The sequence below is a fragment of the Staphylococcus sp. KUGN1 genome (genome assembly GCF_045984185.1).
Classification (GTDB): domain Bacteria; phylum Bacillota; class Bacilli; order Staphylococcales; family Staphylococcaceae; genus Staphylococcus; species Staphylococcus warneri_A.
Map to the genome: position 1 here is coordinate 334,349 of NZ_JBJQIL010000001.1, position 24,364 is coordinate 358,712.

26 protein-coding genes are annotated in these 24,364 nt (G+C 33.1%); 13 read left to right on the forward strand and 13 right to left on the reverse strand.

The features are described 5' to 3' along the window. The first annotated feature begins 22 nt into the window (after positions 1-22). Positions 23-337: a YuzD family protein gene (locus ACJQQZ_RS01720; RefSeq protein ID WP_002450827.1), complete on the forward strand. Its 315-nt coding sequence runs from the start codon at positions 23-25 to the stop codon at positions 335-337. A gap of 80 nt (positions 338-417) precedes the next feature. On the opposite strand, the gene ACJQQZ_RS01725 is transcribed toward ACJQQZ_RS01720, so the two are convergent. Then, entirely contained in the window at positions 418-1,482 is a 1,065-nt protein-coding gene (locus ACJQQZ_RS01725; RefSeq protein ID WP_002450826.1) for an NAD(P)/FAD-dependent oxidoreductase, read from the reverse strand. 329 nt (positions 1,483-1,811) lie between these two features. Between ACJQQZ_RS01725 and ACJQQZ_RS01730 the strand changes: the two genes are divergently transcribed. The 6 genes from ACJQQZ_RS01730 to ACJQQZ_RS01755 all read left to right on the forward strand — a co-directional run bounded on the left by ACJQQZ_RS01730 (position 1,812) and on the right by ACJQQZ_RS01755 (position 7,411). After that, positions 1,812-2,057 (forward strand): YuzB family protein, encoded by a 246-nt coding sequence (locus ACJQQZ_RS01730; RefSeq protein WP_037551961.1) that lies wholly within the window; start codon positions 1,812-1,814, stop codon positions 2,055-2,057. Between the two features lie 12 nt (positions 2,058-2,069). Beyond that, on the forward strand, positions 2,070-2,429 hold the full coding sequence (locus ACJQQZ_RS01735) for a HesB/IscA family protein (RefSeq protein WP_002466675.1): 360 nt from the start codon (positions 2,070-2,072) through the stop codon (positions 2,427-2,429). Between the two features lie 263 nt (positions 2,430-2,692). Beyond that, positions 2,693-3,901, forward strand: a complete 1,209-nt coding sequence (locus ACJQQZ_RS01740; protein WP_002450823.1) for an NAD(P)/FAD-dependent oxidoreductase — start codon at positions 2,693-2,695, stop codon at positions 3,899-3,901. 160 nt (positions 3,902-4,061) lie between these two features. Continuing rightward, positions 4,062-5,543, forward strand: coding sequence for a leucyl aminopeptidase family protein (locus ACJQQZ_RS01745; protein WP_107546474.1), 1,482 nt, complete (start codon positions 4,062-4,064; stop codon positions 5,541-5,543). A gap of 155 nt (positions 5,544-5,698) precedes the next feature. Continuing rightward, the gene (locus ACJQQZ_RS01750) at positions 5,699-7,015 is read left to right on the forward strand and encodes a Na+/H+ antiporter family protein (RefSeq protein ID WP_124228455.1); all 1,317 of its coding nucleotides are present in this window, start codon (positions 5,699-5,701) and stop codon (positions 7,013-7,015) included. Between the two features lie 21 nt (positions 7,016-7,036). Next, entirely contained in the window at positions 7,037-7,411 is a 375-nt protein-coding gene (locus ACJQQZ_RS01755) for a PaaI family thioesterase (RefSeq protein WP_002450820.1), read from the forward strand. Between the two features lie 43 nt (positions 7,412-7,454). Here the strand turns inward: ACJQQZ_RS01755 and ACJQQZ_RS01760 are convergent, their stop codons facing one another. Next, positions 7,455-8,615, reverse strand: a complete 1,161-nt coding sequence (locus ACJQQZ_RS01760; RefSeq protein WP_075778070.1) for an NAD(P)-binding domain-containing protein — start codon at positions 8,613-8,615, stop codon at positions 7,455-7,457. A 208-nt stretch (positions 8,616-8,823) separates the two neighbouring features. Here ACJQQZ_RS01760 and bioB point away from each other — a divergent pair, with 208 nt between their 5' ends. Then, on the forward strand, positions 8,824-9,801 hold the full coding sequence (bioB, locus tag ACJQQZ_RS01765) for a biotin synthase BioB (protein ID WP_124228454.1): 978 nt from the start codon (positions 8,824-8,826) through the stop codon (positions 9,799-9,801). 82 nt (positions 9,802-9,883) lie between these two features. On the opposite strand, the gene mnhG1 is transcribed toward bioB, so the two are convergent. From mnhG1 to kapB, 8 genes are all read right to left on the reverse strand, one after another. Next, positions 9,884-10,240, reverse strand: coding sequence for a Na+/H+ antiporter Mnh1 subunit G (mnhG1, locus tag ACJQQZ_RS01770; protein ID WP_002450816.1), 357 nt, complete (start codon positions 10,238-10,240; stop codon positions 9,884-9,886). Next, positions 10,218-10,511: a Na+/H+ antiporter Mnh1 subunit F gene (gene mnhF1 / locus ACJQQZ_RS01775; RefSeq protein WP_002450815.1), complete on the reverse strand. Its 294-nt coding sequence runs from the start codon at positions 10,509-10,511 to the stop codon at positions 10,218-10,220. The genes mnhG1 and mnhF1 overlap by 23 nt, the downstream gene beginning before the upstream one ends. After that, positions 10,511-10,990, reverse strand: a complete 480-nt coding sequence (gene mnhE1, locus ACJQQZ_RS01780) for a Na+/H+ antiporter Mnh1 subunit E (RefSeq protein WP_002450814.1) — start codon at positions 10,988-10,990, stop codon at positions 10,511-10,513. Before mnhE1 ends, mnhF1 begins: the two co-directional genes overlap by 1 nt. Beyond that, entirely contained in the window at positions 10,990-12,489 is a 1,500-nt protein-coding gene (gene mnhD1 / locus ACJQQZ_RS01785) for a Na+/H+ antiporter Mnh1 subunit D (protein ID WP_124228453.1), read from the reverse strand. The genes mnhE1 and mnhD1 overlap by 1 nt, the downstream gene beginning before the upstream one ends. Next, complete coding sequence (mnhC1, locus tag ACJQQZ_RS01790) at positions 12,476-12,823, reverse strand: Na+/H+ antiporter Mnh1 subunit C (protein WP_002450812.1); 348 nt, start codon at positions 12,821-12,823, stop codon at positions 12,476-12,478. Before mnhC1 ends, mnhD1 begins: the two co-directional genes overlap by 14 nt. Further along, entirely contained in the window at positions 12,823-13,251 is a 429-nt protein-coding gene (mnhB1, locus tag ACJQQZ_RS01795) for a Na+/H+ antiporter Mnh1 subunit B (RefSeq protein WP_002450811.1), read from the reverse strand. The genes mnhC1 and mnhB1 overlap by 1 nt, the downstream gene beginning before the upstream one ends. Then, positions 13,232-15,655, reverse strand: coding sequence for a Na+/H+ antiporter subunit A (locus tag ACJQQZ_RS01800; RefSeq protein WP_124228451.1), 2,424 nt, complete (start codon positions 15,653-15,655; stop codon positions 13,232-13,234). Before ACJQQZ_RS01800 ends, mnhB1 begins: the two co-directional genes overlap by 20 nt. Positions 15,656-15,784: 129 nt before the next feature. Next, the gene (kapB, locus tag ACJQQZ_RS01805) at positions 15,785-16,165 is read right to left on the reverse strand and encodes a sporulation phosphorelay system protein KapB (protein ID WP_107532364.1); all 381 of its coding nucleotides are present in this window, start codon (positions 16,163-16,165) and stop codon (positions 15,785-15,787) included. 65 nt (positions 16,166-16,230) lie between these two features. On the opposite strand from kapB, the gene ACJQQZ_RS01810 reads away from it, so the two are divergent. The 5 genes from ACJQQZ_RS01810 (at position 16,231) to ACJQQZ_RS01830 (ending at position 21,800) form a co-directional block, all read left to right on the forward strand. Then, the gene (locus tag ACJQQZ_RS01810) at positions 16,231-16,824 is read left to right on the forward strand and encodes a peptidylprolyl isomerase (RefSeq protein ID WP_002450808.1); all 594 of its coding nucleotides are present in this window, start codon (positions 16,231-16,233) and stop codon (positions 16,822-16,824) included. A gap of 301 nt (positions 16,825-17,125) precedes the next feature. After that, positions 17,126-17,506 carry a S1 domain-containing post-transcriptional regulator Ygs gene (ygs, locus tag ACJQQZ_RS01815; RefSeq protein ID WP_002450807.1) on the forward strand — a complete coding sequence of 127 codons (381 nt, stop codon included), beginning with the start codon at positions 17,126-17,128 and terminating at the stop codon, positions 17,504-17,506. Between the two features lie 244 nt (positions 17,507-17,750). Next, the gene (locus tag ACJQQZ_RS01820) at positions 17,751-18,878 is read left to right on the forward strand and encodes an NADH-dependent flavin oxidoreductase (RefSeq protein WP_124228449.1); all 1,128 of its coding nucleotides are present in this window, start codon (positions 17,751-17,753) and stop codon (positions 18,876-18,878) included. Positions 18,879-19,256: 378 nt separating this feature from the next. Further along, positions 19,257-20,447 (forward strand): ornithine--oxo-acid transaminase, encoded by a 1,191-nt coding sequence (locus ACJQQZ_RS01825; RefSeq protein WP_023374987.1) that lies wholly within the window; start codon positions 19,257-19,259, stop codon positions 20,445-20,447. Between the two features lie 108 nt (positions 20,448-20,555). Continuing rightward, positions 20,556-21,800: a Glu/Leu/Phe/Val family dehydrogenase gene (locus tag ACJQQZ_RS01830; RefSeq protein ID WP_002450804.1), complete on the forward strand. Its 1,245-nt coding sequence runs from the start codon at positions 20,556-20,558 to the stop codon at positions 21,798-21,800. A gap of 83 nt (positions 21,801-21,883) precedes the next feature. Here the strand turns inward: ACJQQZ_RS01830 and ACJQQZ_RS01835 are convergent, their stop codons facing one another. The 3 genes from ACJQQZ_RS01835 to ACJQQZ_RS01845 form a co-directional block, all read right to left on the reverse strand. After that, positions 21,884-22,177: a TfoX/Sxy family protein gene (locus tag ACJQQZ_RS01835; RefSeq protein ID WP_124228447.1), complete on the reverse strand. Its 294-nt coding sequence runs from the start codon at positions 22,175-22,177 to the stop codon at positions 21,884-21,886. Between the two features lie 67 nt (positions 22,178-22,244). Further along, positions 22,245-23,168 (reverse strand): glycerophosphodiester phosphodiesterase, encoded by a 924-nt coding sequence (locus ACJQQZ_RS01840; protein ID WP_408023096.1) that lies wholly within the window; start codon positions 23,166-23,168, stop codon positions 22,245-22,247. A gap of 250 nt (positions 23,169-23,418) precedes the next feature. Next, positions 23,419-24,357, reverse strand: coding sequence for a glycerophosphodiester phosphodiesterase (locus ACJQQZ_RS01845; RefSeq protein ID WP_124228445.1), 939 nt, complete (start codon positions 24,355-24,357; stop codon positions 23,419-23,421). Positions 24,358-24,364 lie beyond the last annotated feature (7 nt).

Consider the following 24,364-nt stretch of genomic DNA (forward strand, 5'->3'; position numbering starts at 1 on the left):
TAAATCAAAACGAGGGATTTCAATGACTAAAGTGAGTGTTGTTGTTTATGGGGCAGATGTAGTATGTGCAAGTTGTGTGAATGCACCGACATCAAAAGATACATTTGATTGGTTACAACCATTGTTAAAACGAAAATTTCCACACCATCATTTTGAGTTTACTTATATTGATATTGAAAAGGATACCGAAAATCTAACAGATCACGATCAACAATTTATTGAACGTATTCAAGAAGATGAGTTGTTTTATCCTTTGATTACAATGAATGATGAATATGTAGCAGATGGTTATATTCAAACTAAGCAGATTACGCAGTTTGTAGATCAAAAATTTTAAAAACAGAAAGTTAATATAGAGTATTAAAAATAGGGGCAGTGAAACCAATTAAAATGATTTCATTGCCCCTTTTATTTATTTTAACCGTTATGATATTTATATAACCAAAGGACACCTGATTTTAAGATAGAAGCGAGACGTCCGGTAACAGTTCGATCCATAATATAAGCAAATCCTTGTTTATCACCTAGAGAGCCTAAGAAACCTTGAACTTTAAGTTCTGGCATTTTTTCAGGTAATGGTTCGTTATTCCATTGCTTTTTCATTACGTCAGCGATTTGTTCGCCTTGTAATTCAGCTAATTGAGCACTAGGCGCATGTGGTAAGTCTGCACAGTCACCTACAACGTAAACATTTGGATAAGTAGGAATTTGGTGATACTGGTTTAAAATGACACGGCCGTTGTTATTAATATCTATAGGTAAATTTCTAACTACTTCAACTGGTTGTATACCAGCCGTCCAAACGACTAAATCGACATCTTCAGGAACACCATTATTATATATCTTTCCTGGTTCGACTTTATCGATGACTGAGTTGGGTACTACAGTAACATCGTGTTTAGAGAACCATTTTGAAATATAATTACTAAGTTTTTCTGGGAAATTGCGTAAAATTCGTGGACCACGATCATATAATAATATTTCTAAATCTGCACGACTTTCACGTAATTCACTAGCTAATTCAATGCCACTCAGTCCAGCACCAACGATAGCAACTTTAGCGCCTTTAGGTAGTTCACTAATACTATGAAAAGTATCGCGTGCCTTCGAAAGGGTTTGAATACTATGTGTATGTGTATCTGCACCAGGTACATTATGATACTTATCTTCGCAACCTAAACCAATGACTAGCTCATCATAATCTATTTTTGAATTACCTACAGAGATGATTTGCTCATCTAAATTAATATCATTGATTTCCCCATAAACTGTATTGATATTTGCATCATTTGGAAAAGACATACGTACATCTTTATCTGATTTTGTACCAGCAGCTAATGCATAAAATTCTGGTTTTAAACCATGGAATGGCATACGGTCAATTAAAGTCAACCTATATCCTTCTGGTAACGCATTAGGCAATATACGAGCCATGATGCGCATATTACCGTAACCCCCGCCTAATAAAACAATGTTTTTCATTTTAGTATACCCCTTTATCCTAAAAAATCATGTTATAAATAAGAGCATTAATATTGATATTGCCCTTTAGACTAATGTCATATTGAGCATTTTTGCCCAAAAAAATGATGGAAATGAACAAAAATTTAACCATCTTATCTTATATGACTATGTATTTATATGATTATTATATCGGTTTTTCAAATTGACTACAAATATATATCGAATTAAATTAAATATATTGTTTTATTAGTAATTTTTTCTATTTCCGACATTTTAAGCTCAATAATAGTCATAATAACGTGTGGTTTGTTATAATATTATAACTATTATAATAGAGAGGGTGTCGTATGTTTCCGTTAGTTGAATTCTGCATTTCCAATATGGCTAAGGGTGGAGATGTGGTTTATGAAAAGTTAGAAAATGATCCTGATGTAGATGTTTTAGAATATGGATGCTTACAAAATTGTGGTATATGCTCCAACGGCTTGTATGCACTGGTTGATGGTGATATTGTTGAAGGAGATACACCGGACGATTTGTTAAATAATATATATAAACATATAGAAGAAAATGATTTTACGAATTTATTATAGGAGGTTATGACAATGCAAACAGTTATTTTAACTGAAGCGGCAGCTTATGAAGTAAAAGACATGTTAGAAAGTAATGATATGCCTGATGGTTATCTTAAAATCAAAGTCAATGGTGGTGGATGCACAGGATTGACTTATGGTATGTCAGCAGAAGCTGAACCAGGTGAAAACGATGAAGTATTAGAATTCTTCGGTTTGAAAGTATTGGTAGATAAACATGATGCCCCAGTATTAAACGGGACAACAATTGATTTCAAACAATCACTAATGGGTGGTGGCTTCCAAATCGATAATCCAAATGCCATTGCTTCATGTGGCTGCGGTAGTTCATTTAGAACTGCTAAGGTTGCAGGTAATCCAGAAGATTGCTAGGCGAGATGACGGTTTTAATTTAATAAATTAAATTTTTCACAATGTGGACTATTGTCGCTTGAAAATATTGTGTAAAAGCTATAGAATTAAACTTGGATTAAATATTGTCTTTTCTGTGAACTTCACGAGATATAGCTTAAAGAAAAAAGACGTAATAATTACTGTGTTGACGTGGTTATAATGCAAGGCTTAATTAAAAAGGTCGTGTATTTTTAAGTATGTTACACTGGAGTTAAAATATTATGAAAGCTTAGGTGAAAACAATGGCTCAAGAACGTAAAAAAGTATTAGTTTTAGGTGCGGGTTATGCAGGTTTACAAACTGTTACTAAATTACAAAAAGAACTTTCTGCAGAAGAAGCGGAAATCACTCTAATTAACAAAAATGATTATCATTACGAAGCAACTTGGTTACATGAAGCTTCAGCAGGTACAATCAATTATGAAGATTTATTATACCCAGTTGAAAGTGTATTGAAAAAAGACAAAGTTAACTTCGTAACTGCAGAAGTTACTAAAATCGACCGCAATGCTAAAAAAGTAGAAACTGACAAAGGCATCTATGATTTTGATATCTTAGTTGTAGCATTAGGATTTGTGAGTGAAACATTTGGTATTGACGGAATGAAAGATCACGCTTTCCAAATTGAAAATGTTTTAACTACGCGTCAATTATCTCGTCATATCGAAGATAAATTCGCTAATTATGCAGCTTCTAAAGAGAAAGACGACAAAGATTTATCTATCTTAGTTGGTGGTGCTGGATTCACTGGTATCGAATTCTTAGGTGAATTAACTGATCGAATTCCTGAATTATGTAGCAAATATGGTATTGACCAAAACAAAGTGAAAATCACTTGTGTTGAAGCAGCACCTAAAATGTTACCAATGTTCTCAGATGACTTAGTTAACCATGCTGTAAACTACTTAGAAAACCGTGGCGTAGAATTTAAAATTGCTACACCAATCGTTGCTTGTAACGAAAAAGGTTTCGTAGTAGAAGTAAATGGTGAAAAACAACAATTAGAAGCAGGTACATCAGTATGGACTGCAGGTGTACGTGGTAGCCACTTAATGGAAGAATCATTTGAAGGTGTTAAACGTGGCCGTATTGTGACTAATCAAGACCTTACAATTGCAGGTCATGATGATATCTTTGTTATCGGTGATGTTTCTGCATTCATCCCAGCAGGTGAAGAACGTCCATTACCAACAACAGCTCAAATCGCAATGCAACAAGGTGAACATGTTGCTAAAAACATCAAACATATCTTAAATGGCGAAGCTAAAGAAGAATTTGAATATGTTGATCGTGGTACAGTATGTTCATTAGGATCTCATGACGGTGTAGGTATTGTTTACGGTAAAGATATTACTGGTAAAAAAGCTGCATTCATGAAGAAAGTTATCGACACTCGTGCTGTATTCAAAATCGGTGGCGTAGGTCTTGCATTCAAAAAAGGTAAATTCTAACTTTTTATGATATATGAAGCCTCCTTACTTAAAAGTTTGGAGGCTTTTTTGTATGCTTAAATATAAATAAGATCATTTACAACTATTGAAAGAGTGACTTTAAAAATAACTACTTATCATAATAGTTGATTTAAATTAAATATCAAAAGGAGGCTGTATGATGAATATCCAAATTAATTCTACTAATCTAGATGACATACATACATTAATTATTGGTATTCCTGAACATATGAATCAATTAAATGATATCGTGTATCACGAACAATCATTAATGAATGATTTAAAAGTTTTAAAGAAAAATCATATTATACAAGGTGCAACTGGAAAGATAACGACATCAATGATTTATATTCAACAACAACCTAAACGTCTTATAACTGTTGGATTAGGAAATATTAAAGAATTAACTTATGCGGATTATTTAATCATTTGGGGAAATGTGTTTCAGTTTTTAAAACAAGAACATATCACAGAAGCAGAATTGTTACTAAACTCATTTTTAAGTCCACATATTGAAGACGATGTAGTGACTAAAACGCTAGGTTTGCAAAGTGAACAAGCTATTTATCAGTTTGACAATTATAAATCTGATAAGCGTGCACCTTATCAACCTGATTTACACGTAAATGTTGACTGTGACCTTGAGAAAATTGAAACTAAAATACAAGAAGGCAAAACGGTAGGTGAATCAATTAATTTAGCGCGTGAATTAAGTCAAATTCCCCCTAATCTATTAACACCTCAATATTTTGCTGAGCTTGTCGTACAACACTTTAAAGATTCATCTGTAGAAGTAGATATTAAAGATGGTCAGAAAATACAATCAGAAGGATTTGGATTGATACATGCGGTAGGAAAAGGCTCTATCCATGAACCTAGAGTGATTACGATGCAATATGATGGTAGTCGTACTGATGAGAAGCCAATTGTCCTAGTTGGAAAAGGTATTACCTATGACTCAGGTGGCTACAGTATTAAAAGTAAAATAGGAATGCAAACGATGAAATTTGATATGTGTGGCGCTGCAAATGTTGTTGCCATGATTGAGGTTGCTCATCAATTAGCGTTACCAATTAATATTATAGGTATCATAGCTTCTGCTGAAAATATGATTAATGACAAGGCAATGAAACCAGATGACGTTTATACCGCATTAAGTGGTGAAACAGTTGAAGTACTCAATACAGATGCTGAAGGTCGTTTAGTATTAGGTGATGCTGTTGCATATGCAACTCAATTTCAACCTCAAGTTATTTTAGATTTTGCTACATTAACAGGTGCTGCAATTGTGGCTCTAGGTGAAGATAAGGCTGCCGCGTTTGAAACTAATGCCAGTGAGCAATTAAAAGCGATTTTAAGTATCTCTAAAACCGTTGATGAACAAGTGTTTGAATTACCTATTACAAAAACAGAAAGACAGTTAATTAAAAATAGTGATGTCGCAGACTTAGTCAATCACACAAATGGACAAGGGAAAGCTTTATTTGCCGCTTCATTTATCAGTCATTTTAGTGGCTCAGTACCTCATCTGCACTTTGATATAGCTGGTCCAGCAACGATAAATAAACCATCACATAAAGGTCCGAAAGGTCCAACAGGATATATGATTCCAACGATTGTTGAATGGTTAAAATCATTATAGTTATTTAAGGAAGCGCCTTAGCGCTTCCTTTTATATTTTTTGAAAGGGTTATTTAAACTAGATTTCAATTTCGTATTGACTTTATAAAATTGAGTTGCTATGATATTATCCATAAATACTTTAGTTCGATAGAGTAGTAAAGGATGGTTTTGCGTATGATTAATGCAGTAGTGATTGCTGTTATTTTAATGATTATTTTATGTTTATGTAGGTTGAACGTTGTGATTAGTTTATTCATTAGTGCTTTAGTAGGTGGTATGCTATCTGGCATGAGCCTTGAAAAAGTCATTAACATATTTGGTAAGAATATTGTTGATGGGGCCGAAGTAGCACTGAGTTATGCGTTATTAGGTGGCTTTGCCGCTTTAATTTCCTATAGTGGTATTACTGATTACTTAGTTGGTAAAATTATTAAAGCCATTCACTCTGAAAACAGTCGACTTTCAAGAATCAGAGTGAAAGTGATTATAATTGTTGCACTTTTAGCAATGAGTATTATGAGTCAGAACTTAATACCTGTACATATTGCGTTTATTCCAATAGTAATTCCGCCATTATTAAGTTTATTCAATGATTTAAATATGGATAGACGCTTGATTGGTTTAGTTATTGGATTTGGATTATGTTGGCCGTATGTGTTATTACCGTATGGTTTTGGTCAAATATTCCAACAAATTATTCAAAGTGGGTTCCAAAAAGCGCACCATCCTATCGAATTTAATATGATTTGGAAAGCGATGCTTATTCCTTCAATGGGCTATATTGTAGGCTTAATTTTAGGACTTATCGTCTATCGTAAGCCTAGAAAATATGAAGAGAGAAATATTAATGATAGAGCAACAGTTACAGAACTAAAACCATATATTTTAGTTGTGACTGTGATTGCCATTTTAGCAACATTTATTGTTCAAACATTAACAGAATCAATGATTTTTGGTGCTTTAGCAGGTGTACTTGTCTTCTTTGTATCACGTGCATATAGTTGGTATGAATTAGATGAGCAATTTGTAGATGGTATTAAAATCATGGCATATATTGGTGTGGTTATTTTAACTGCCAATGGCTTTGCTGGTGTTATGAACGCAACTGGTGATATTGATAATTTGGTTAAAAGTTTAACTAGTATTACTGGAGACCACAAATTAATTAGTATAGTAGTGATGTATATTATCGGATTGATCGTGACGTTAGGTATAGGTTCTTCATTTGCAACAATACCAATTATCGCTTCATTGTTTATTCCATTTGGTGCATCTATTGGTTTAGATACAATGGCATTAATAGCGTTAATCGGTACAGCAAGTGCGTTAGGTGATTCTGGATCACCTGCAAGTGATTCTACATTAGGGCCTACAGCAGGATTAAATATGGACGGTCAACATGATCATATTAGAGATACTTGTATTCCAAACTTTTTATTCTATAATATCCCATTAATTATTTTTGGTACGATTGGGGCCATGGTATTATAGTATAAAAAGAGGAGTGTTAGGTTGACCAATTTATTAGAAACATTTGAAATGAATGTTGAAATTGAAGAAGAAGGTAAAGTTGTCATTTCAATGCCTGTAACAGATAAAGTGAAACAACCGTTTGGTTATCTACATGGTGGCGCAAGTTTAGCATTAGGTGAAACTGCATGCTCATTAGGTGCAGCAAACTTAATTGATACGTCTAAATATATTCCATTAGGTTTAGAGATGAATGCTAATCATATTCATTCAGTTAAAGAAGGTAAAGTGATTGCGATTGCTACTATTATTCATCAAGGCAAATCAACACAGGTATGGCATATTGAAATTAAAGATGACAATAATCAATTAATTAGTATAATGCGAGGAACAATGGCTATTAAGCCATTGAAATAAATAAAAGCTACCGTTTCGTTGTGAAGCGGTAGCTTTTATTATGTTATGATGCGAGTTGTTTTTGTAGGCGAATAAACGCTTGGTATATTCTTTCGGATGCTTCTCTGCCTCCCATAATGTTTCTACCAAAAGGTCCTAGTTCTAAATCAGCTAAACCTCCAGCTACAAATAAATGTGGTAGCCATTCTAGTTCATGCGTAATGTCTGGGAAACCACATTGTGCGATAGGGGCATTGAAATGTAAAACTAAATCTTGAATCATAGGTTGTGACATGACAGTATTTTCAAATCCTGTAGCCAATAAGATATGATCATAATACATCTTGCCATTTGAAGTAATGATATGATGATTTTTAATATCTTCAATCTCATTTTTATGAATGATTAAACGACCTTGGCTCATTTTTTTCTTTAAGCGCAGATATAACTCATGAGGCATCGATCCTTTATGACGTTCTGTTTGAATAATACGCATTCTTTCTTCAGAAGATTCGATATTTAGGAATGCATTCATATTTTTGGGACCTAACCATCCTGGATCCGCGTCAAAGTCATGAATTTCAATATCTTTATTAAGCCATAAATGTACTGTTTTACTGTCATCATTATTGACTAATTTTAGGGCTAAATGTGCAGCAGATATACCACTACCTACAACATGAGATGTTTGTTTTTCTTTAATTTGTGATTCTTCTTCATCAAAAATATGTTGAATATCTGGTTGATCATGATACATAGCTGGGATATAGGCACGATGATTGCAACCGTGTGCAATGATTAAATACTGTGTTGACAATATTCGACCATCATTTAATTCTAATTGCCATTGTTGATGATTATCTCGATGTATATGCCTTACGGCTCCTTGTATATGACTTTCATTCAAACGATATTGATGGATGAGTTCATGTGTATGATGCATGAACATATCGCGTTGAGGACGCTTATATGGCCCATAAGTAGCCCCTGTATACTGATTTAATTTAGCGTATTGTTTTAAATGAAATGGTTTTGGATGTATATGGTGTACAAAAGGTGATCTTAAAAAAGGCATACTAATACGATGTGTATAACTATTAAATTGTTCACATAATGTACGATAGGGATCAATGATTGTTAAATCCTTAGCGTCTAAACCAGCTTGTCTTAATTTTAAAGCTATGGTTGTTCCTTGAATGCCACCACCAATAATTGTCCATTGCATACTATCAACTCTTTCTTATTTTTTAAAACGTAATTGTTTCGATTTGTAAAATTGTAGCATATTTGTGACATGAATACAATTTTTATATTGAAAGGATGAATCACGCTTATAATGTAAACTTTTATTTTGATTAAGTTTACATTATACTAAGTTAAGTCAATGACTATATATGGTGAGTGATTACTTTTTAAGAAGAGGAGGATTTCTGATGACATTATCAGTACGAATTTTAAACAATGAGCATTTTTCTAAAGAAGCGTGGATGCATATATTTGAAGATGAACATATCGATACATTGGATTTATTACATGAAGCGTATAACATTAGAAAGCATTATTATGGTAAACGTGTAAAATTAAATATGATATTAAATGCTAAAAGTGGTATTTGTCCTGAAGATTGTGGCTATTGTGGTCAATCTAGAGAAATGAAGCAAAAACAGAGATATAGTTTAGTTGATAAAGAACAGATTAAAGATGGTGCCAATGTAGCACGAGAACATCAAATTGGAACGTATTGTATTGTGATGAGTGGCCGTGGTCCAAGTGATAAAGAGGTTGCACATGTTTGCGATACAGTTGAGGAAATTAAAAGTATTCATCCTCAATTAAGAATTTGTGCGTGCCTAGGATTAACAAATGAAAAACAAGCTGCAAGGTTAAAAAAAGCAGGTGTCGATCGTTATAATCATAATATTAATACCAGTGCACGATACCATGATAATGTAGTGACTACACATACGTATAAAGATCGTGTTAATACAGTTGAGATTATGAAACAACATCATATATCACCTTGTTCAGGTGTAATATGTGGTATGGGAGAATCAAATGAGGATATCATTGATATGGCATTAGCATTAAAAAAGATTGATGCTGATAGTATACCTATTAATTTTTTACACCCGATTAAAGGTACTAAATTTGGAGATATGGATGAGTTAAATCCAATAAAGTGTTTACGAATTATTGCGATGTTTAGATTAATTAATCCTACTAAAGAAATAAGAATAGCAGGTGGACGAGAAGTGAATTTAAGATCATTACAACCTTTAGCATTACAAGCTGCTAATTCAATATTTGTTGGAGATTATTTAATTACTGGTGGACAGCCTAATCAAATGGATTACGAGATGTTAGAGGATTTAGGATTTGAAATTGATGTTGTTAATAACGACACCCATTAAAATTATTTGCAATTCAAATATGTCATATTAATATAAAACAGCCAAACGGTTGATGTATAACATCCCGATTGGCTGTTTATTTCTATAATTTTTTATCTTTTAAATCGTCTTTGATTTCATCTTGTTTAGTATTTTTACTGTAGGGTGTTTTAATATTATAGGCTGCTTTCATAATCATATGGCTTGAAAGTGGACCAGTGATTAGTACAAATATGATGCCTATAATTAACTGCATATTTGTATAACCATCTTTAACAATAAAGTATAAAAAGGCCCCAAATAATAAACTCATAGCACCTAAAGTAGACGCTTTTCCTGCAGCATGTGCACGTGAATAAACGTCTTCAAGCCTCAATAAACCAATAGCTGCTACCGCACTAATAAGTGCACCAATCATAATTAAGATAATTGAAATACTAATGATGATGGTTTCGATCATGTTCAATCACCTTACCTTTATCCATGAATTTTGAAAATACAGCTGTGCCTAAAAAGGCTAAAATACCTACTAGTAGGATAACAACAATCATATATTTGATATCCATTAAAATACTAAAAAGGGCAATAACTGCCATCAATTGTAATCCCATTGCATCTAATGCAACAACTCTGTCGGCTAGAGATGGGCCTAAAATAACTCTAACTAACATTGCTAACATAGATAATACGACAATGACTAAAGCAATAATTATTAATGTTTTGGTAATCATTATTGTTCGCCCACCTCTCTAACTACTTTTTCAAGTGAAGATTTAATACCTTCAGTTTCTTCTTCAGTAGTACTAAAGTCAATGGCATGGATATAAATTTTTGTACGATCATCACTAATTCCAAGGACGACAGTACCTGGCGTTAGTGTGATCAGGTTAGACAGTAACACGATTTGCCAATCCGTCTTCAAGTCTGTGTGATAGACAAAGAACCCAGGTTTATTTGAAATATGTGGTTTTAAAATAATTTTCAACACATCTAAATTCGCTTTAATTAATTCTAGTAAGAAAATGAAAACTAATTTAATCATTCTATAAATACGTATGAGATAAAATTTACCTGGCATCACACGGTGGAGTAGGTAAACTAAAATGAGACCAAATAGATAGCCTAATACAAAGTTATTAAGTGTGTAACTATCAGAGATAAGTAACCATATGATTGAGACTAATAAATTAATAACAATTTGGACTGCCATTATGATTTACCCCCCAATACGCTATTGATGTAAACAGTTGGATCGTAGAATGTTGTTGCGCCTTCTTTAATAATAGGGTATAGCACATCTGCTGATAAACCGAATATCACAGTAATAACCACAGCTACGATAGATACGGTAGTCATACCTAATGTATTAGCTTTATTTGTGACGTCATATCCTTTAGGTTCTCCGAAGAATCCTTTTAAGAAAATTCTTATGACTGAGTATAAAACAACTAAACTTGATAATAAGACAACGATACCAGTGATATAGAAGCTTTTTTCAAATGTAGCTTGCACAATATATAGCTTTCCGTAAAAACCACTTAAAGGTGGGATTCCGGCTAAACTTAATGCAGCAATGAAGAATGTCCAACCTAGCACTGGGTATTGTTTAATTAAACCACCAAATAAACGTAAATCGGTAGTTTTAGTGATTTTATACATGACCCCGATGAGTAAGAATAGAGATGCTTTTACTAACATATCATGGATAGTGTAATAAATAGCACCTATCATACCTGCTTCATTCATCATAGCTACGCCAACCAATATAACGCCAACAGCAATCATAATATTGTATAGAATGATTTTCTTTGTATCATAGTATGCTATTGCACCAACGCAACCGAATATAATCGTCATGATAGCTAGGAATAAAATGACATAGTGAGAAAAACTTACTGTATTGTTAAAGAACAAGCTTAAAGTTCTAGCAATTGCATAGACGCCGACCTTTGTTAATAACGCACCGAAGAATGCAATAATAGCGAAAGGTGGCGCATAATAAGCGCCTGGTAGCCAAATATACATAGGGAAGACACCAGCTTTTGTAGCAAAGACAAATATAAATAATATAAATACAATGTTTACTAAGCCACTTTCATGTGCTGATAAATCATTCAAACGTTGACTAATATGCGCTAAGTTTAAAGTGCCCACGACAGAGTATAGAATCGCTACACCCATGACAAAGAATGATGATGATACAACATTGACTAATATATACTTAATCGTTTCTTGTAATTGAATCTTTGTCGTACCAATAACTAATAAACAGTAGGATGACATTAAGAATACTTCGAAGAATACGAATAAGTTGAAAATATCACCTGTTGTAAATGCACCGATGATACCAATAAGCATAAACATAATAGAGAAATAATAATAAAACGTTTCTCTTTCAACACCAATAGATCGATAAGAATATAATATGATGAGTGCAGTAATGATAATACTCGTAATAATCAATAATGCACTAAAAATATCTAATACAAAAACGATACTATAGGGTGCTTTCCATGAACCTAATTCTAATTTAATAGGTCCATCTTGTAAGACATTTTTTAAATTAAGTATTGCAATTATTAATGTAATGATTGTACCTACTAATGCGACATAACGTTTGATATGCGGTCTTTTTCCAATGAAAACGAGTAATATTGCCGTCAGAATTGGTACAACTAAAGTAAGAGCTAACATATTACTCTCTGACATCTTCTGGAACTCCTTTCATACTTTCAACGTTATCTGTACCAAGTTCTTTATAAGTTCTAAATGCTAAAACTAAAAAGAAAGCAGTAGTAGCAAAAGCGATAACGATGGCTGTTAATATAAGTGCTTGTGGGATTGGATCAACATAACTTTGCGTGCCTTTTTCATAAATAGGTGCTTTGCCATGTTTTAATCCGCCCATAGTTATTAAAAATAAATTTGCTGCGTGTGTTAGTAGCGTAGTCCCCATAATGATCCGTATCAAACTCTTAGACAAAACGAGATAGACGCTAATTGCTGTGAGGATACCACTAACAAATATCATAATAATTTCCACTATTCGTTCTCTCCAATCGATAAAATAATAGTCATTACAGTTCCAACTACGGCACATAAGACACCGAAATCAAAGAATACAGCGGTAGTCATATGCATGGGCGCTAGCAATGGAATAGGTATGTCAAATGTGACATGTGTAAAAAAGTTGTTGGACATGAACCAACTTGCCATTGGAGTACCAACGCAAAATAATAATCCGATACCAATTAATATTTTAAAATCAATTGGAAAAATACGTCTCATTGTCTTTATATCAAATGCAATGGCAATAACAACCAAAGCGCTTGAGAATAATAAACCTCCAACGAAACCGCCACCTGGTGTATAGTGACCTGCTAGAAATAGTGAAAAGCCGAACATCATAACCATGAAGAAAATGATGACTGCTGTATATTGGAACATTAAATCATTTTTCTGTCTGTTCATGACGTTTCACCTCACTTGTTTCTGAACGATGTTGATGTTTCATACGTAATTTAATCATTGTATAAATACCTAAACCTGCGATACCTAATACGGATGATTCGAATAAAGTATCCATGCCACGGAAATCTACTAAAATAACATTAACCATATTTTTACCTGAAGCAAGATCGTAAACATGATCTTGATAATAATGAGTGATTGATTCGAAGTGTCTATTGCCATACGCAATTAATCCTAAAATCGTCACAACAAGACCAACACCAGCTGAAATTAAAGCATTTGTGACTTTAAATGATCGTGTTTCGTTGTAACGGTTAAGATTAGGTAAGAAATAGAAACATAGTAAAAATAATGCGGTAGAAATGGATTCTACAACAAATTGTGTTAATGCTAAGTCAGGTGCTTTAAAGAATATAAACAACACTGAAACAGAATAACCGACAGCGCTTAACATAATAATGCTAAATAAACGAGATTTAGCAAAGACAATTAAGAACGAAGCAATGACAAGTAAAACAATGATGCCTACTTCAAATATTCTAATGCGACTGACATCTTTGAAATTAATTGTGAATGGAACGCTTAATAAAATTACTGTAGTTAATAAAATTAATAAACCGAAGATAATCACGAGATTATTTCGAGAAGATTCAGTGACATAGCTATTTGTCATATTTTTAGAATACGTTGGCATTATTTTACCAGTTCGATCGTACCAGTAATTAAGTGTAAGTTGGTTAGGTTGTGACTGTAATAATTTAATCCAATAAGCAAACGTTATGATGAGTAAAATACCAATGATGTAGATACCAATAGTTGTAATAAATGCCGGTGTTATACCGTGGAATAAGTGAAACTCGGCACTTGCTTGAGTTGTTTGACTCATTGATGTTGTCGCTGGTTCAATAATCGATTGTGTCAATACTCCAGGGAATAGACCAAATATAATAACTAATATAGCTAATATTGATGGTGAAATAAGCATTAATATAGATGCTTCATGAGCTCGTTTTGGTAATTGATTAGGTTTATATTCTCCAAAGAATATATGCATAATAAATTTAATTGAATAGACAAAAGTAAAAATACTTCCGACAATGGCAAGTATTGGGAAGATGAGGCCTAATGTATTTAGACTCATCACATGCGCGTGTGTTAATTCAATGACGGATTCTAAGAATTTCTCTTTAGATAAAAAGCCATTAAAAGGTGGGACGCCTGCCATACTTAATGAAGTAATAACGGTAATCGTGAACGATATAGGCATAATAGTTAATAAACCACCTAATTTCTTAATATCACGCGTTCCGGTACTATGGTCGACTGCACCAGTTATCATGAATAACGAACCTTTAAACGTAGCATGATTAATTAAATGAAATGCAGCTGCAGTAAAGGCAGCTATATAAAGTTGACTATCTTGACCTTCAAAATGATAGCTAACTGCACCCATACCTAACATAGACATGATCATTCCGAGTTGTGACACAGTTGAAAAGGCTAGTATACCTTTTAAATCTTGTTGTTTTGTTGCATTTAAAGATGCCCAAAATAAAGTGATTAATCCAACTAGTGTAACTGTCCAAATCCAACCTTGTGATACAGCAAAAATGGGCGTCATTCTTGCAATTAAATATAAACCAGCTTTAACCATTGTTGCCGAATGTAAATAGGCACTAACAGGTGTTGGTGCTTCCATTGCATCTGGTAACCATATGTAAAAAGGTACTTGAGCTGATTTAGTAAAGGCACCAATTAAAATAAATATCATAGCCAGGATAAAGAAAGGACTGTTTTGTATTTCTGCAACGTGTTGAATAATATAATGTAAACTAAATGAATCTGACGCTACAGAAAGTAAAATGATGCCACCTAAAAGGCTAAGTCCTCCAAAAACTGTGATGATTAAAGATTTTTGAGCACCATAAATGGAAGCCTGTTTCTCTCTCCAAAATGATATAAGTAAAAAACTTGAGAACGAAGTTAACTCCCAGAATAAGTATAAAATAATAAGGTTATCTGAAAGAACAACGCCTAACATTGCACCCATGAAAAGTAATAAATAACAGTAAAAATTCCCTAATTGTTCTGATTGGCTTAAATAACCAATGGAGTATAAGACAACTAAACTGCCGACACCAGTAATCAGTAAGCTGAATAACAACCCTAATCCATCAACATAAAGGTTGAAATTCATACCGATATGTGGCATCCACTTAAAAGTTTTCATTACGGTATTACCTGACGAAGTAGTCGTAATAAAGGATAAGAAATATATAAATAAGACGACGGGGACAGGTAATACAAACCAACCTATGTGAATTCTTTTGAAGAAGCGATATAGGATTGGAATAATGAGTGCAAATATTAACGGTAATAGAACCGCAATATGTAACAAACTCATTAAATTGTCCTCCTTTAAAAATGTTTATGATATTCATTATACATGAATCATATCATTCTGAAAAACGACTGAACGCTTGAAATTACTGAATTTCTATCCACTGTTAAATAAGAAGAAACACGCCAATTTTTAATGAAAATTTTGTTTGTATTGAATAGTATAATCATCTTTAAGTTGTTCTAAATTTTGTAATGAACGCTTTGCATGTGCGTCATTTTTTTCTTTTAATTGTGACTCTAAATTTGAAATAGCTTGTTGAAGAGAATCTTCATATGACATTTTTTCGACATTAAAGTCACGTAATTGTGAACGCTTAGCATATCTTTTTTCATAATGGCTTAATGCTTTACGCTCATGGAAAAATACACCTGTCGATTCATTAGGATTGTGTAAATCACCTTGTTTAGGATGTTTGATCACTTGTTCAACTTGAACTAAAACGTCGTCACCAGTATCTTCTTTAATTGAAACTCCGTAGCTTCCTGTCTTATGAGAAAATCGATATAACATGCTATATTACTTCCTTTCAAATGTGTTAATATATACGTATATCATAACATGAATGGAGAATTTTAATGACGAACTATCCTCAGTTAAATAAAGAGATACAAGAAGATGAAATTAAAGTTGTAATGCATACTAATAAAGGAGACATGACATTTAAGTTATTCCCTAATATTGCACCTAAAACAGTTGAAAACTTTGTTACACATGCTAAAAATGGTTACTATGATGGGGTAACTTTCCACCGCGTAATCAATGATTTTATGGTACAAGGCGGCGACCCGACTGCAACTGGAATGGGTGGCGAAAGCATTTATGGTGGTGCATTCGAAGATGAGTTTTCGTTAGAAGCGTTTAATTTATATGGTGCATTATCTATGGCTAATGCTGGTCCGAATACAAACGGTTCACAATTTTTTATCGTTCAAATGAAAGAAGTACCACAAAATATGCTAAGTCAATTAGCTGATGGTGGTTGGCCAGAACCAATCGTTAAAGCGTATGGTGAAAATGGAGGTACGCCTTGGTTAGATCAAAAACATACTGTATTTGGTCAAATGGTTGAAGGTGAAACAACATTAGAAGACATTGCGAATACGAAAGTAGGACCTCAAGATAAACCTGTACATGATGTAGTTATCGAATCTATCGATGTTACTGAATAAGGTGACTGTTTGTATTTAACGATTCGTAAACATGATTTTAGGATAATTTCAATTTAAAAAAGATTAGAAACTTCACGCTCAAGTAAAGTCATACTTTGAACGTGAAGTTTTTTAATGTTATATAACATAGAGGGGCACAACATTTTTATCAGACATTTTATTATTATCATTATGGGAATGAATAAAGTTCCATAGGATCTATTTCAAAATAATTCAAAAAATTCAACGTTATAGTTAGTCCCTTAATTTGTTTTATGCTATGATAATAGTGTTAAGAAAAACGAAATAAGGGGTTATCAAGTTGAATAATCACTACAAAGAAGGTCAACATATTAAGGTACGTGTGACTGGTATTCAACCGTATGGCGCATTTGTTGAGGCCCCTGACCATACTGAAGGACTTATCCATATTTCTGAAATCATGGATGATTATGTCCATAACTTGAAGAAATTTCTATCTGAAGGACAAGTCGTCAAAGCTAAGATTTTATCAATTGATGAAGAAGGTAAACTCAACTTGTCTTTAAAAGATAATGATTACTTTAAAAATTATGAACGTAAAAAAGAAAAACAGTCGGTGCTAGATGAAATAAAAGAAACAGAAAAGTATGGGTTTCAAACACTTGAAGAACGCTTACCGGTCTGGATCAAACGGTCTAAACGTACTATACGTCAAGATTAAAGTGACGTAATTATATTCGTTATATTTATACTAAGAATATAGGGATGATATAAACGATAGTATCTATTTTGTGATGGATATTATCGTTTTTATTTTGAGAAAGTTGAACAAGTATAGCTTCAGTCTCTAAAGAGCCCTTTGATTGTTTGATGATGATTCATATAAAAAATCTATAAGCAAATAAATAGAGCATAAAATCTTTTCATGTTATAGTCTCCATTATTATTAATCTGGAGGTAGAGTTATGAATAGTAAATATAATTCATTATTTGAAAGTGTGACATTGCCAAATGGCGTTGAATTAAAAAATAAGTTCGTTTTAGCGCCTTTAACACACATTTCATCTAATGACGATGGCACAATTTCAGATGTTGAATTAACATATATTGAAAAGCGTGCGAAAGATGTCGGATTAGCGATTAATGCAGCGAGTAATGTGAACAATCTTGGTAAGGCATTTCCTGGACAGCCTTCAGTAGCTCACGATGCAGACATAGAAGGTCTTAAAAAACTTGCACAAGCGATGAAGAAAAATGGTGCTAAAGCATTAGTTCAAATTCATCATGGTGGGGCTCAAGCATTACCTGAATTGACGCCCGATGGTGATGTAGCTGCTCCAAGCCCAATTTCATTAAAAAGTTTCGGCCAAAAACAAGAACACGATGCAAGAGAAATGACATCAGAAGAAATTGAACAAACGATTAAAGATTTCGGTGAAGCAACACGACGTGTTATACAGGCTGGGTTTGATGGTGTTGAAATTCATGGAGCTAACCATTATTTAATCCACCAATTTGTTTCACCTTACTACAATAGAAGAAACGATATATGGGCTGAGAATTTGAAATTCCCAATGGCTGTCATTGATGAAGTGCTTAAAGCGAAAAAAGATTATGCATCTGATGATTTCATTGTTGGATATCGTTTGTCACCAGAAGAAGCGGAATCACCAGGTATTACAATGGATATTACTGAAGAATTAGTTAATGCAATTACTAAAAAAGACATAGATTATATTCATGTATCAATTATGGATATTTATTCTAAAACACGTGATGGACAGTATGAAGGACAAAATAGATTAGAACTTATTCATAAATGGATTAATGGACGTATGCCATTAATCGGTATTGGATCAGTATTTACTGCTGATGATGCTTTAAATGCAGTTGAAGATGTTGGCGTAGAATTAGTAGCTTTAGGACGTGAGATTCTACTTGATTATGATTTTGTAGGGAAAATTAAAGAAGGTAGAGAATCTGAAATTATAAGCTATTTTGATCCAGAACGTGAAGATAATCATGAATTACCACCTAAATTATGGCAACAATTTAATAATGGTTTTTATCCTTTACCTAGAAAAGATCAATAATATATTTAAAGCTAGAAAAGATCATTTACCAATGATTATTTCTAGCTTTTTTTATACACTTTTATAGAATTTTTGGTATATTGTAAAATCAATAAAAGGTGTCACTATAAGGTTTTAGAAACAATAAAAGATATATTATGACGAATTTTTAAACTTTTACTTGTACAACATAGCGGGCATGTGTCATTATATTTGTAAGGGCTTTCAAAAATATAAAAATTTAAGTAATACATGTTGAAATAAGAGATAGAAAAATTACAACTTTAATAAAATGAGACTATTTAGAAATATATTAATGTAATCTGTTTGAGAGCCACTGGAAATCAGTTATGATATTGGTAACTAGCTTTAGTATTTATTAAACAAAGGGGAGATATTATGACTAAGTCAGAACAAATTATTGAATTAACAAATCACTATGGAGCACATAACTATGTACCGCTTCCAATCGTCATTGCCGAAGCAGAAGGTGTATGGGTAACTGATCCGGAAGGTAATAAATATATGGATATGCTATCTGCATATTCAGCAGTAAACCAAGGACATAGACATCCTAAAATTATTCAGGCACTTAAAGATCAAGCAGAGAAAGTAACATTAGTATCACGTGCTTTCCACAGTGATAATTTAGGTGAATGGTACAAGAAAATTTGTGAATTATCAGGTAAAGATAAAGCATTACCAATGAATACTGGTGCAGAAGCTGTTGAAACAGCATTAAAAGCAGCACGACGTTGGGCTTATGATGTGAAAGGTATTGAACCAAATAAAGCAGAAATCATTGCATTCAATGGTAACTTCCATGGTCGTACAATGGCACCCGTGTCATTATCGTCTGAAGCAGAATATCAAAGAGGATATGGTCCATTATTAGATGGTTTCCGTAAAATTGATTTTGGTGACGTAGAAAAATTAAAAGCAGCAATCACTGATAATACTGCAGCAATTTTAGTAGAACCTATTCAAGGCGAAGCTGGTATCAATGTGCCACCGGAAGGTTATTTAAAAGCAATCAGAGAATTATGTGATGAGCATAATATCTTATTTATAGCAGACGAAATCCAAGCTGGGTTAGGCCGTTCAGGTAAGCTATTTGCCACAGACTGGGATAATGTTAAACCAGATGTATACATTTTAGGTAAAGCGCTTGGCGGTGGCGTACTGCCAATTTCCGTTGTCTTAGCTGATAAAGAAGTTTTAGATGTATTTACACCAGGTTCACATGGTTCTACATTTGGCGGTAATCCATTAGCTTGTGCCGTGTCACTAGCTGCTTTAGATGTCATTGTAGATGAAGACTTACCTGGCCGTTCATTAGAATTAGGTGAATACTTCAAATCTGAATTACAAAAAATCGAACATCCTTCAATTAAAGAAGTACGTGGCCGTGGCTTATTCATCGGAATTGAATTAACTGAGAATGCAAGACCATACTGTGAATCATTAAAAGAATTAGGTTTATTATGTAAAGAGACACATGATACAGTTATTCGATTTGCACCACCACTTGTTATTACTAAAGAAGAATTAGACCTTGCAATTGAAAAAATTAAACAAGTTTTTAAATAAGTTCAAAAAGTTGTAACAATCATTTTGCAACCCCTTTAAAAAGGATAAAGTTGTGTTACAATAATAAATGAAAGCGAAATCATTAGTTAAAAAGAGGCGAAAAGGATCATGACTGAGAATAATAATTTAGTGACTTCTACTCAAGGAATTATTAAAGAAGCTTTGCATAAATTGGGCTTTGATGATGGTATGTACGATCTAATCAAAGAACCACTAAGATTTTTACAAGTACGTATTCCAGTGCGTATGGATGATGGTACAGTTCAAACATTCACTGGTTATCGTGCACAGCATAATGATGCAGTAGGTCCAACTAAAGGGGGAGTGCGTTTCCACCCAGATGTTGACGAAGAAGAAGTTAAAGCATTATCAATGTGGATGACATTAAAATGCGGAATTGTTAATTTACCATACGGCGGTGGTAAAGGTGGTATCGTGTGTGACCCTCGTCAAATGAGTATTCATGAAGTTGAACGTTTATCTCGTGGGTATGTTAGAGCGATTTCACAATTCGTAGGACCAAACAAAGATATTCCAGCACCAGACGTATTCACTAACTCACAAATCATGGCTTGGATGATGGATGAATACAGTGCACTAGATAAATTCAATTCTCCAGGATTTATCACTGGTAAACCTATTGTACTTGGTGGATCACAAGGACGTGACCGTTCAACTGCACTAGGCGTTGTTATTGCAATTGAACAAGCAGCTAAACGTAAAGGCATGGATCTTAAAGATGCTAAAGTGGTTATCCAAGGTTTTGGTAACGCAGGTAGTTTCTTAGCTAAATTCTTATATGATTTAGGTGCGAAAGTAGTTGGTATTTCAGATGCTTACGGTGCTTTACATGACCCTAACGGTTTAGATATTGACTATTTATTAGACAGAAGAGATAGCTTCGGAACTGTAACAAACTTATTTGAAGAGACAATCTCAAATAAAGAATTATTCGAATTAGACTGTGATATCTTAGTTCCAGCAGCGATTTCAAACCAAATTACTGAAGAAAATGCTAATGATATTAAAGCAAGTATCGTGGTTGAAGCTGCAAACGGACCAACTACACCTGAAGCGACACGTATTTTAACTGAACGTGGCATCTTATTAGTGCCAGATGTTTTAGCTAGTGCAGGTGGTGTAACAGTTTCATACTTCGAATGGGTTCAAAACAATCAAGGTTACTATTGGACTGAAGAAGAAGTTAATGAAAAATTACGCGAAAAATTAATTACTGCTTTCGATACAATTTATGAATTATCACAAAACAGAAAGATCGATATGCGTTTAGCAGCCTATATTGTTGGTATCAAACGTACAGCAGAAGCAGCTAGATATCGTGGATGGGCATAATAGCCTTTATTAATATCGGTTAAACCCACTTTCATATAAAATAAAAACATTCACTCAGAAATTGTTGAGTGAATGTTTTTTGTTTAATTTAAATCATTTTTAACTTGTTGCAAGACTTTTAAAATAGTTTCACTGTCTTCAATATTTAGATAGTGAACCATTGGTTTGGCATTTGGATAGGGCACAACCAATTCACAATCATTCAATATTTCTGACGAAGAAGGTGTCGTTTTAATCAATAATCGGTTATCGTATAATCCACCAACTACACATTTATCATAGTATATGATATATTCTCCCATCATTTTACGAGTCGTAATATGATCTTCATTCATGTATTGCATAAATCGATTGAGTATATTTTCAGATGTTGCCATGTTTTCACAACCCTTAAGTTAAAAGTATGAATCTAACGTTAGTATACACAATGATTTATAAGTATTGCTATTTTTGGTTTAAATTTTTGTATTTATCTGCATAGTTGGTAAATACACCATCAATGCCATAGTCATTCAAACGTTGCATATCTGCTTCTTCATTAACAGTAAATGGATGTATTAGGAATCCTAAATCTTTTAAATGCTTAGTATTTTCTTCATTTAAATCTGTATATTCAGGCCCTACACCAACTGCATAAAACTTAATACGTTTTAAATCTGCTTCACTTTGGAAAGGTAACTCGCCTTTATCTAATAAACGAATTAAAGGAATATTAGGATTTAATTGTTTCATTTTTTGTAGACTAGGTTCAGAAAAAGATTGAACAATGACATGACCATTTTTAAGTGATTGATCAGTCAACATACCATGTTTGTTTAAACTTTGAATTAATTGATTTTCCATACCTGGATAAACATCAGGAGATTTTGTTTCGATATAATAATTAGCGTTTTTACCGTAACGACTTAAAATTTCATCCAAAGTAGGGACCTTTGCATTGTTATATTCTGATTTAGCAAGGTCAGGATGTTGTTTGTTAAACCAACTACCAGCATCGAGTTTCTTTAACTCTGCTAATGTATAATCTTTAACTTGTCCATGTCCATTAGTAGTACGATCAACGGTTTCATCATGCATGGCAACGAGATGACCATCTTTCGTTCTTTGTAAATCAATTTCTATGTATGACGCTCCTAATTCTTTATGACTTTTATCATAGGCATTAAATGTATGCTCAGGAGCATAACCACTTGCACCTCTATGAGCAATTGTCGTGTGAGCTTCACCAGTTAAGTTTTTCTGCCATTGCGAATGACTTTGATTAGTATGATTAGATGTTTGAGTTTGTGTTTGATTTTCAGTTGAATCTGAGGTTTGTGTTGATTGACCATCTCCGCTTGCAAGTGCTGGTGTACTGACACTTAGCATAGATAAAGTGATTGTTGCAACTCCAACAGATACCCATTTATTTAATTTCAAAGTAATAACATCCTTTCAATTTGAGTGTTACTACAATCATGGCAATATTTTTAAATATGAGAAATAGAATTTACTGAATAATTAAACAACTATAAAGAACTTAATATTCATTTCAAAATATATTAATAATTAACAAACCATTTACATTGTTGAAGTTTTAAAAATATTGAGTAGTTATGCTTTATGATATGCATTTATCTTAATGTGAAATACGTTTATATTTATCTGCATAGTTGGTGAAGACACCGTCGACACCATAACGATTTAATCGTTTCATATCAGCACTTTTATCTACAGTAAAAGGATGTACGATAAAACCTAAATCTTTTAAATGAACAGTGTTAGATTCATTTAAGTCAGTATATTCTGGGCTAATGCCTGTTGCATATTTGCGAATATATTTTAAGTCTTTATCTGTCAATTGTTGTAATTGGTGTTTTTTTAATAATCTAACTAACGGAATAGACTTATTTTGATGATGGATTTTTAACAGACTATCTTCAGAAAAGGATTGAATCATAACATGACCATTTTTTAAAGAGGTTTTATTTAATAAATCATGTTTTTGAAGTGTTTGTAAAAGTTGATCTTCCATACCTGGATAAACATTAGGTGATTTTGTTTCGATGTAATAATTTGCATGTTTACCATATCTTGACAGTATTTCATCTAAGGTTGGTACTTTGGCATTTTGATATTCTGGTTTAGCCTTTTCAGGATGTAATTGATTAAACCATTCACCAGCGTTTAGTTCTTTAATTTGTGCTAGCGTTAAATCTTTGATTTTGCCATGACCATTAGTAGTTCGATCAACTGAATCATCATGCATCGCTATGAGTTGGCCGTCTTTTGTTCTTTGTAAATCAATCTCAATGTATGAGGCGCCAATATCATGATGACTTTTATCATAGGCATTAAGTGTATGTTCAGGCGCATAACCACTCGCGCCTCTAAGTGCAATTGTTACAAATGTTTCTTGTGTGGGATTGGTATGCCATTTTGAATGTTGACTGGCTTTGTTATTGAACTGTTCAGATTTAACACGAGTGTTTTGGAAGTAAGTATAAATAAACAGACCAATGAAAGACAAAAATATAAAAAATAATAAAAATAAAGTAGTTTTGGGATGTTTAAACATAGATTGC

Coding starts and splice junctions, on each gene's coding strand:
- ACJQQZ_RS01720 (WP_002450827.1), top strand. CDS start 23: ATGACTAAAGTGAGTGTTGTTGTTTATGGGGCAGATGTAGTATGTGCA.
- ACJQQZ_RS01725 (WP_002450826.1), bottom strand. CDS start 1,482: ATGAAAAACATTGTTTTATTAGGCGGGGGTTACGGTAATATGCGCATC.
- ACJQQZ_RS01730 (WP_037551961.1), top strand. CDS start 1,812: ATGTTTCCGTTAGTTGAATTCTGCATTTCCAATATGGCTAAGGGTGGA.
- ACJQQZ_RS01735 (WP_002466675.1), top strand. CDS start 2,070: ATGCAAACAGTTATTTTAACTGAAGCGGCAGCTTATGAAGTAAAAGAC.
- ACJQQZ_RS01740 (WP_002450823.1), top strand. CDS start 2,693: ATGGCTCAAGAACGTAAAAAAGTATTAGTTTTAGGTGCGGGTTATGCA.
- ACJQQZ_RS01745 (WP_107546474.1), top strand. CDS start 4,062: ATGAATATCCAAATTAATTCTACTAATCTAGATGACATACATACATTA.
- ACJQQZ_RS01750 (WP_124228455.1), top strand. CDS start 5,699: ATGATTAATGCAGTAGTGATTGCTGTTATTTTAATGATTATTTTATGT.
- ACJQQZ_RS01760 (WP_075778070.1), bottom strand. CDS start 8,615: ATGCAATGGACAATTATTGGTGGTGGCATTCAAGGAACAACCATAGCT.
- bioB (WP_124228454.1), top strand. CDS start 8,824: ATGACATTATCAGTACGAATTTTAAACAATGAGCATTTTTCTAAAGAA.
- mnhG1 (WP_002450816.1), bottom strand. CDS start 10,240: ATGATCGAAACCATCATCATTAGTATTTCAATTATCTTAATTATGATT.
- mnhF1 (WP_002450815.1), bottom strand. CDS start 10,511: ATGATTACCAAAACATTAATAATTATTGCTTTAGTCATTGTCGTATTA.
- mnhE1 (WP_002450814.1), bottom strand. CDS start 10,990: ATGGCAGTCCAAATTGTTATTAATTTATTAGTCTCAATCATATGGTTA.
- mnhD1 (WP_124228453.1), bottom strand. CDS start 12,489: ATGTCAGAGAGTAATATGTTAGCTCTTACTTTAGTTGTACCAATTCTG.
- mnhB1 (WP_002450811.1), bottom strand. CDS start 13,251: ATGAACAGACAGAAAAATGATTTAATGTTCCAATATACAGCAGTCATC.
- ACJQQZ_RS01800 (WP_124228451.1), bottom strand. CDS start 15,655: ATGAGTTTGTTACATATTGCGGTTCTATTACCGTTAATATTTGCACTC.
- kapB (WP_107532364.1), bottom strand. CDS start 16,165: ATGTTATATCGATTTTCTCATAAGACAGGAAGCTACGGAGTTTCAATT.
- ACJQQZ_RS01810 (WP_002450808.1), top strand. CDS start 16,231: ATGACGAACTATCCTCAGTTAAATAAAGAGATACAAGAAGATGAAATT.
- ACJQQZ_RS01820 (WP_124228449.1), top strand. CDS start 17,751: ATGAATAGTAAATATAATTCATTATTTGAAAGTGTGACATTGCCAAAT.
- ACJQQZ_RS01825 (WP_023374987.1), top strand. CDS start 19,257: ATGACTAAGTCAGAACAAATTATTGAATTAACAAATCACTATGGAGCA.
- ACJQQZ_RS01830 (WP_002450804.1), top strand. CDS start 20,556: ATGACTGAGAATAATAATTTAGTGACTTCTACTCAAGGAATTATTAAA.
- ACJQQZ_RS01835 (WP_124228447.1), bottom strand. CDS start 22,177: ATGGCAACATCTGAAAATATACTCAATCGATTTATGCAATACATGAAT.
- ACJQQZ_RS01840 (WP_408023096.1), bottom strand. CDS start 23,168: ATGCTAAGTGTCAGTACACCAGCACTTGCAAGCGGAGATGGTCAATCA.
- ACJQQZ_RS01845 (WP_124228445.1), bottom strand. CDS start 24,357: ATGTTTAAACATCCCAAAACTACTTTATTTTTATTATTTTTTATATTT.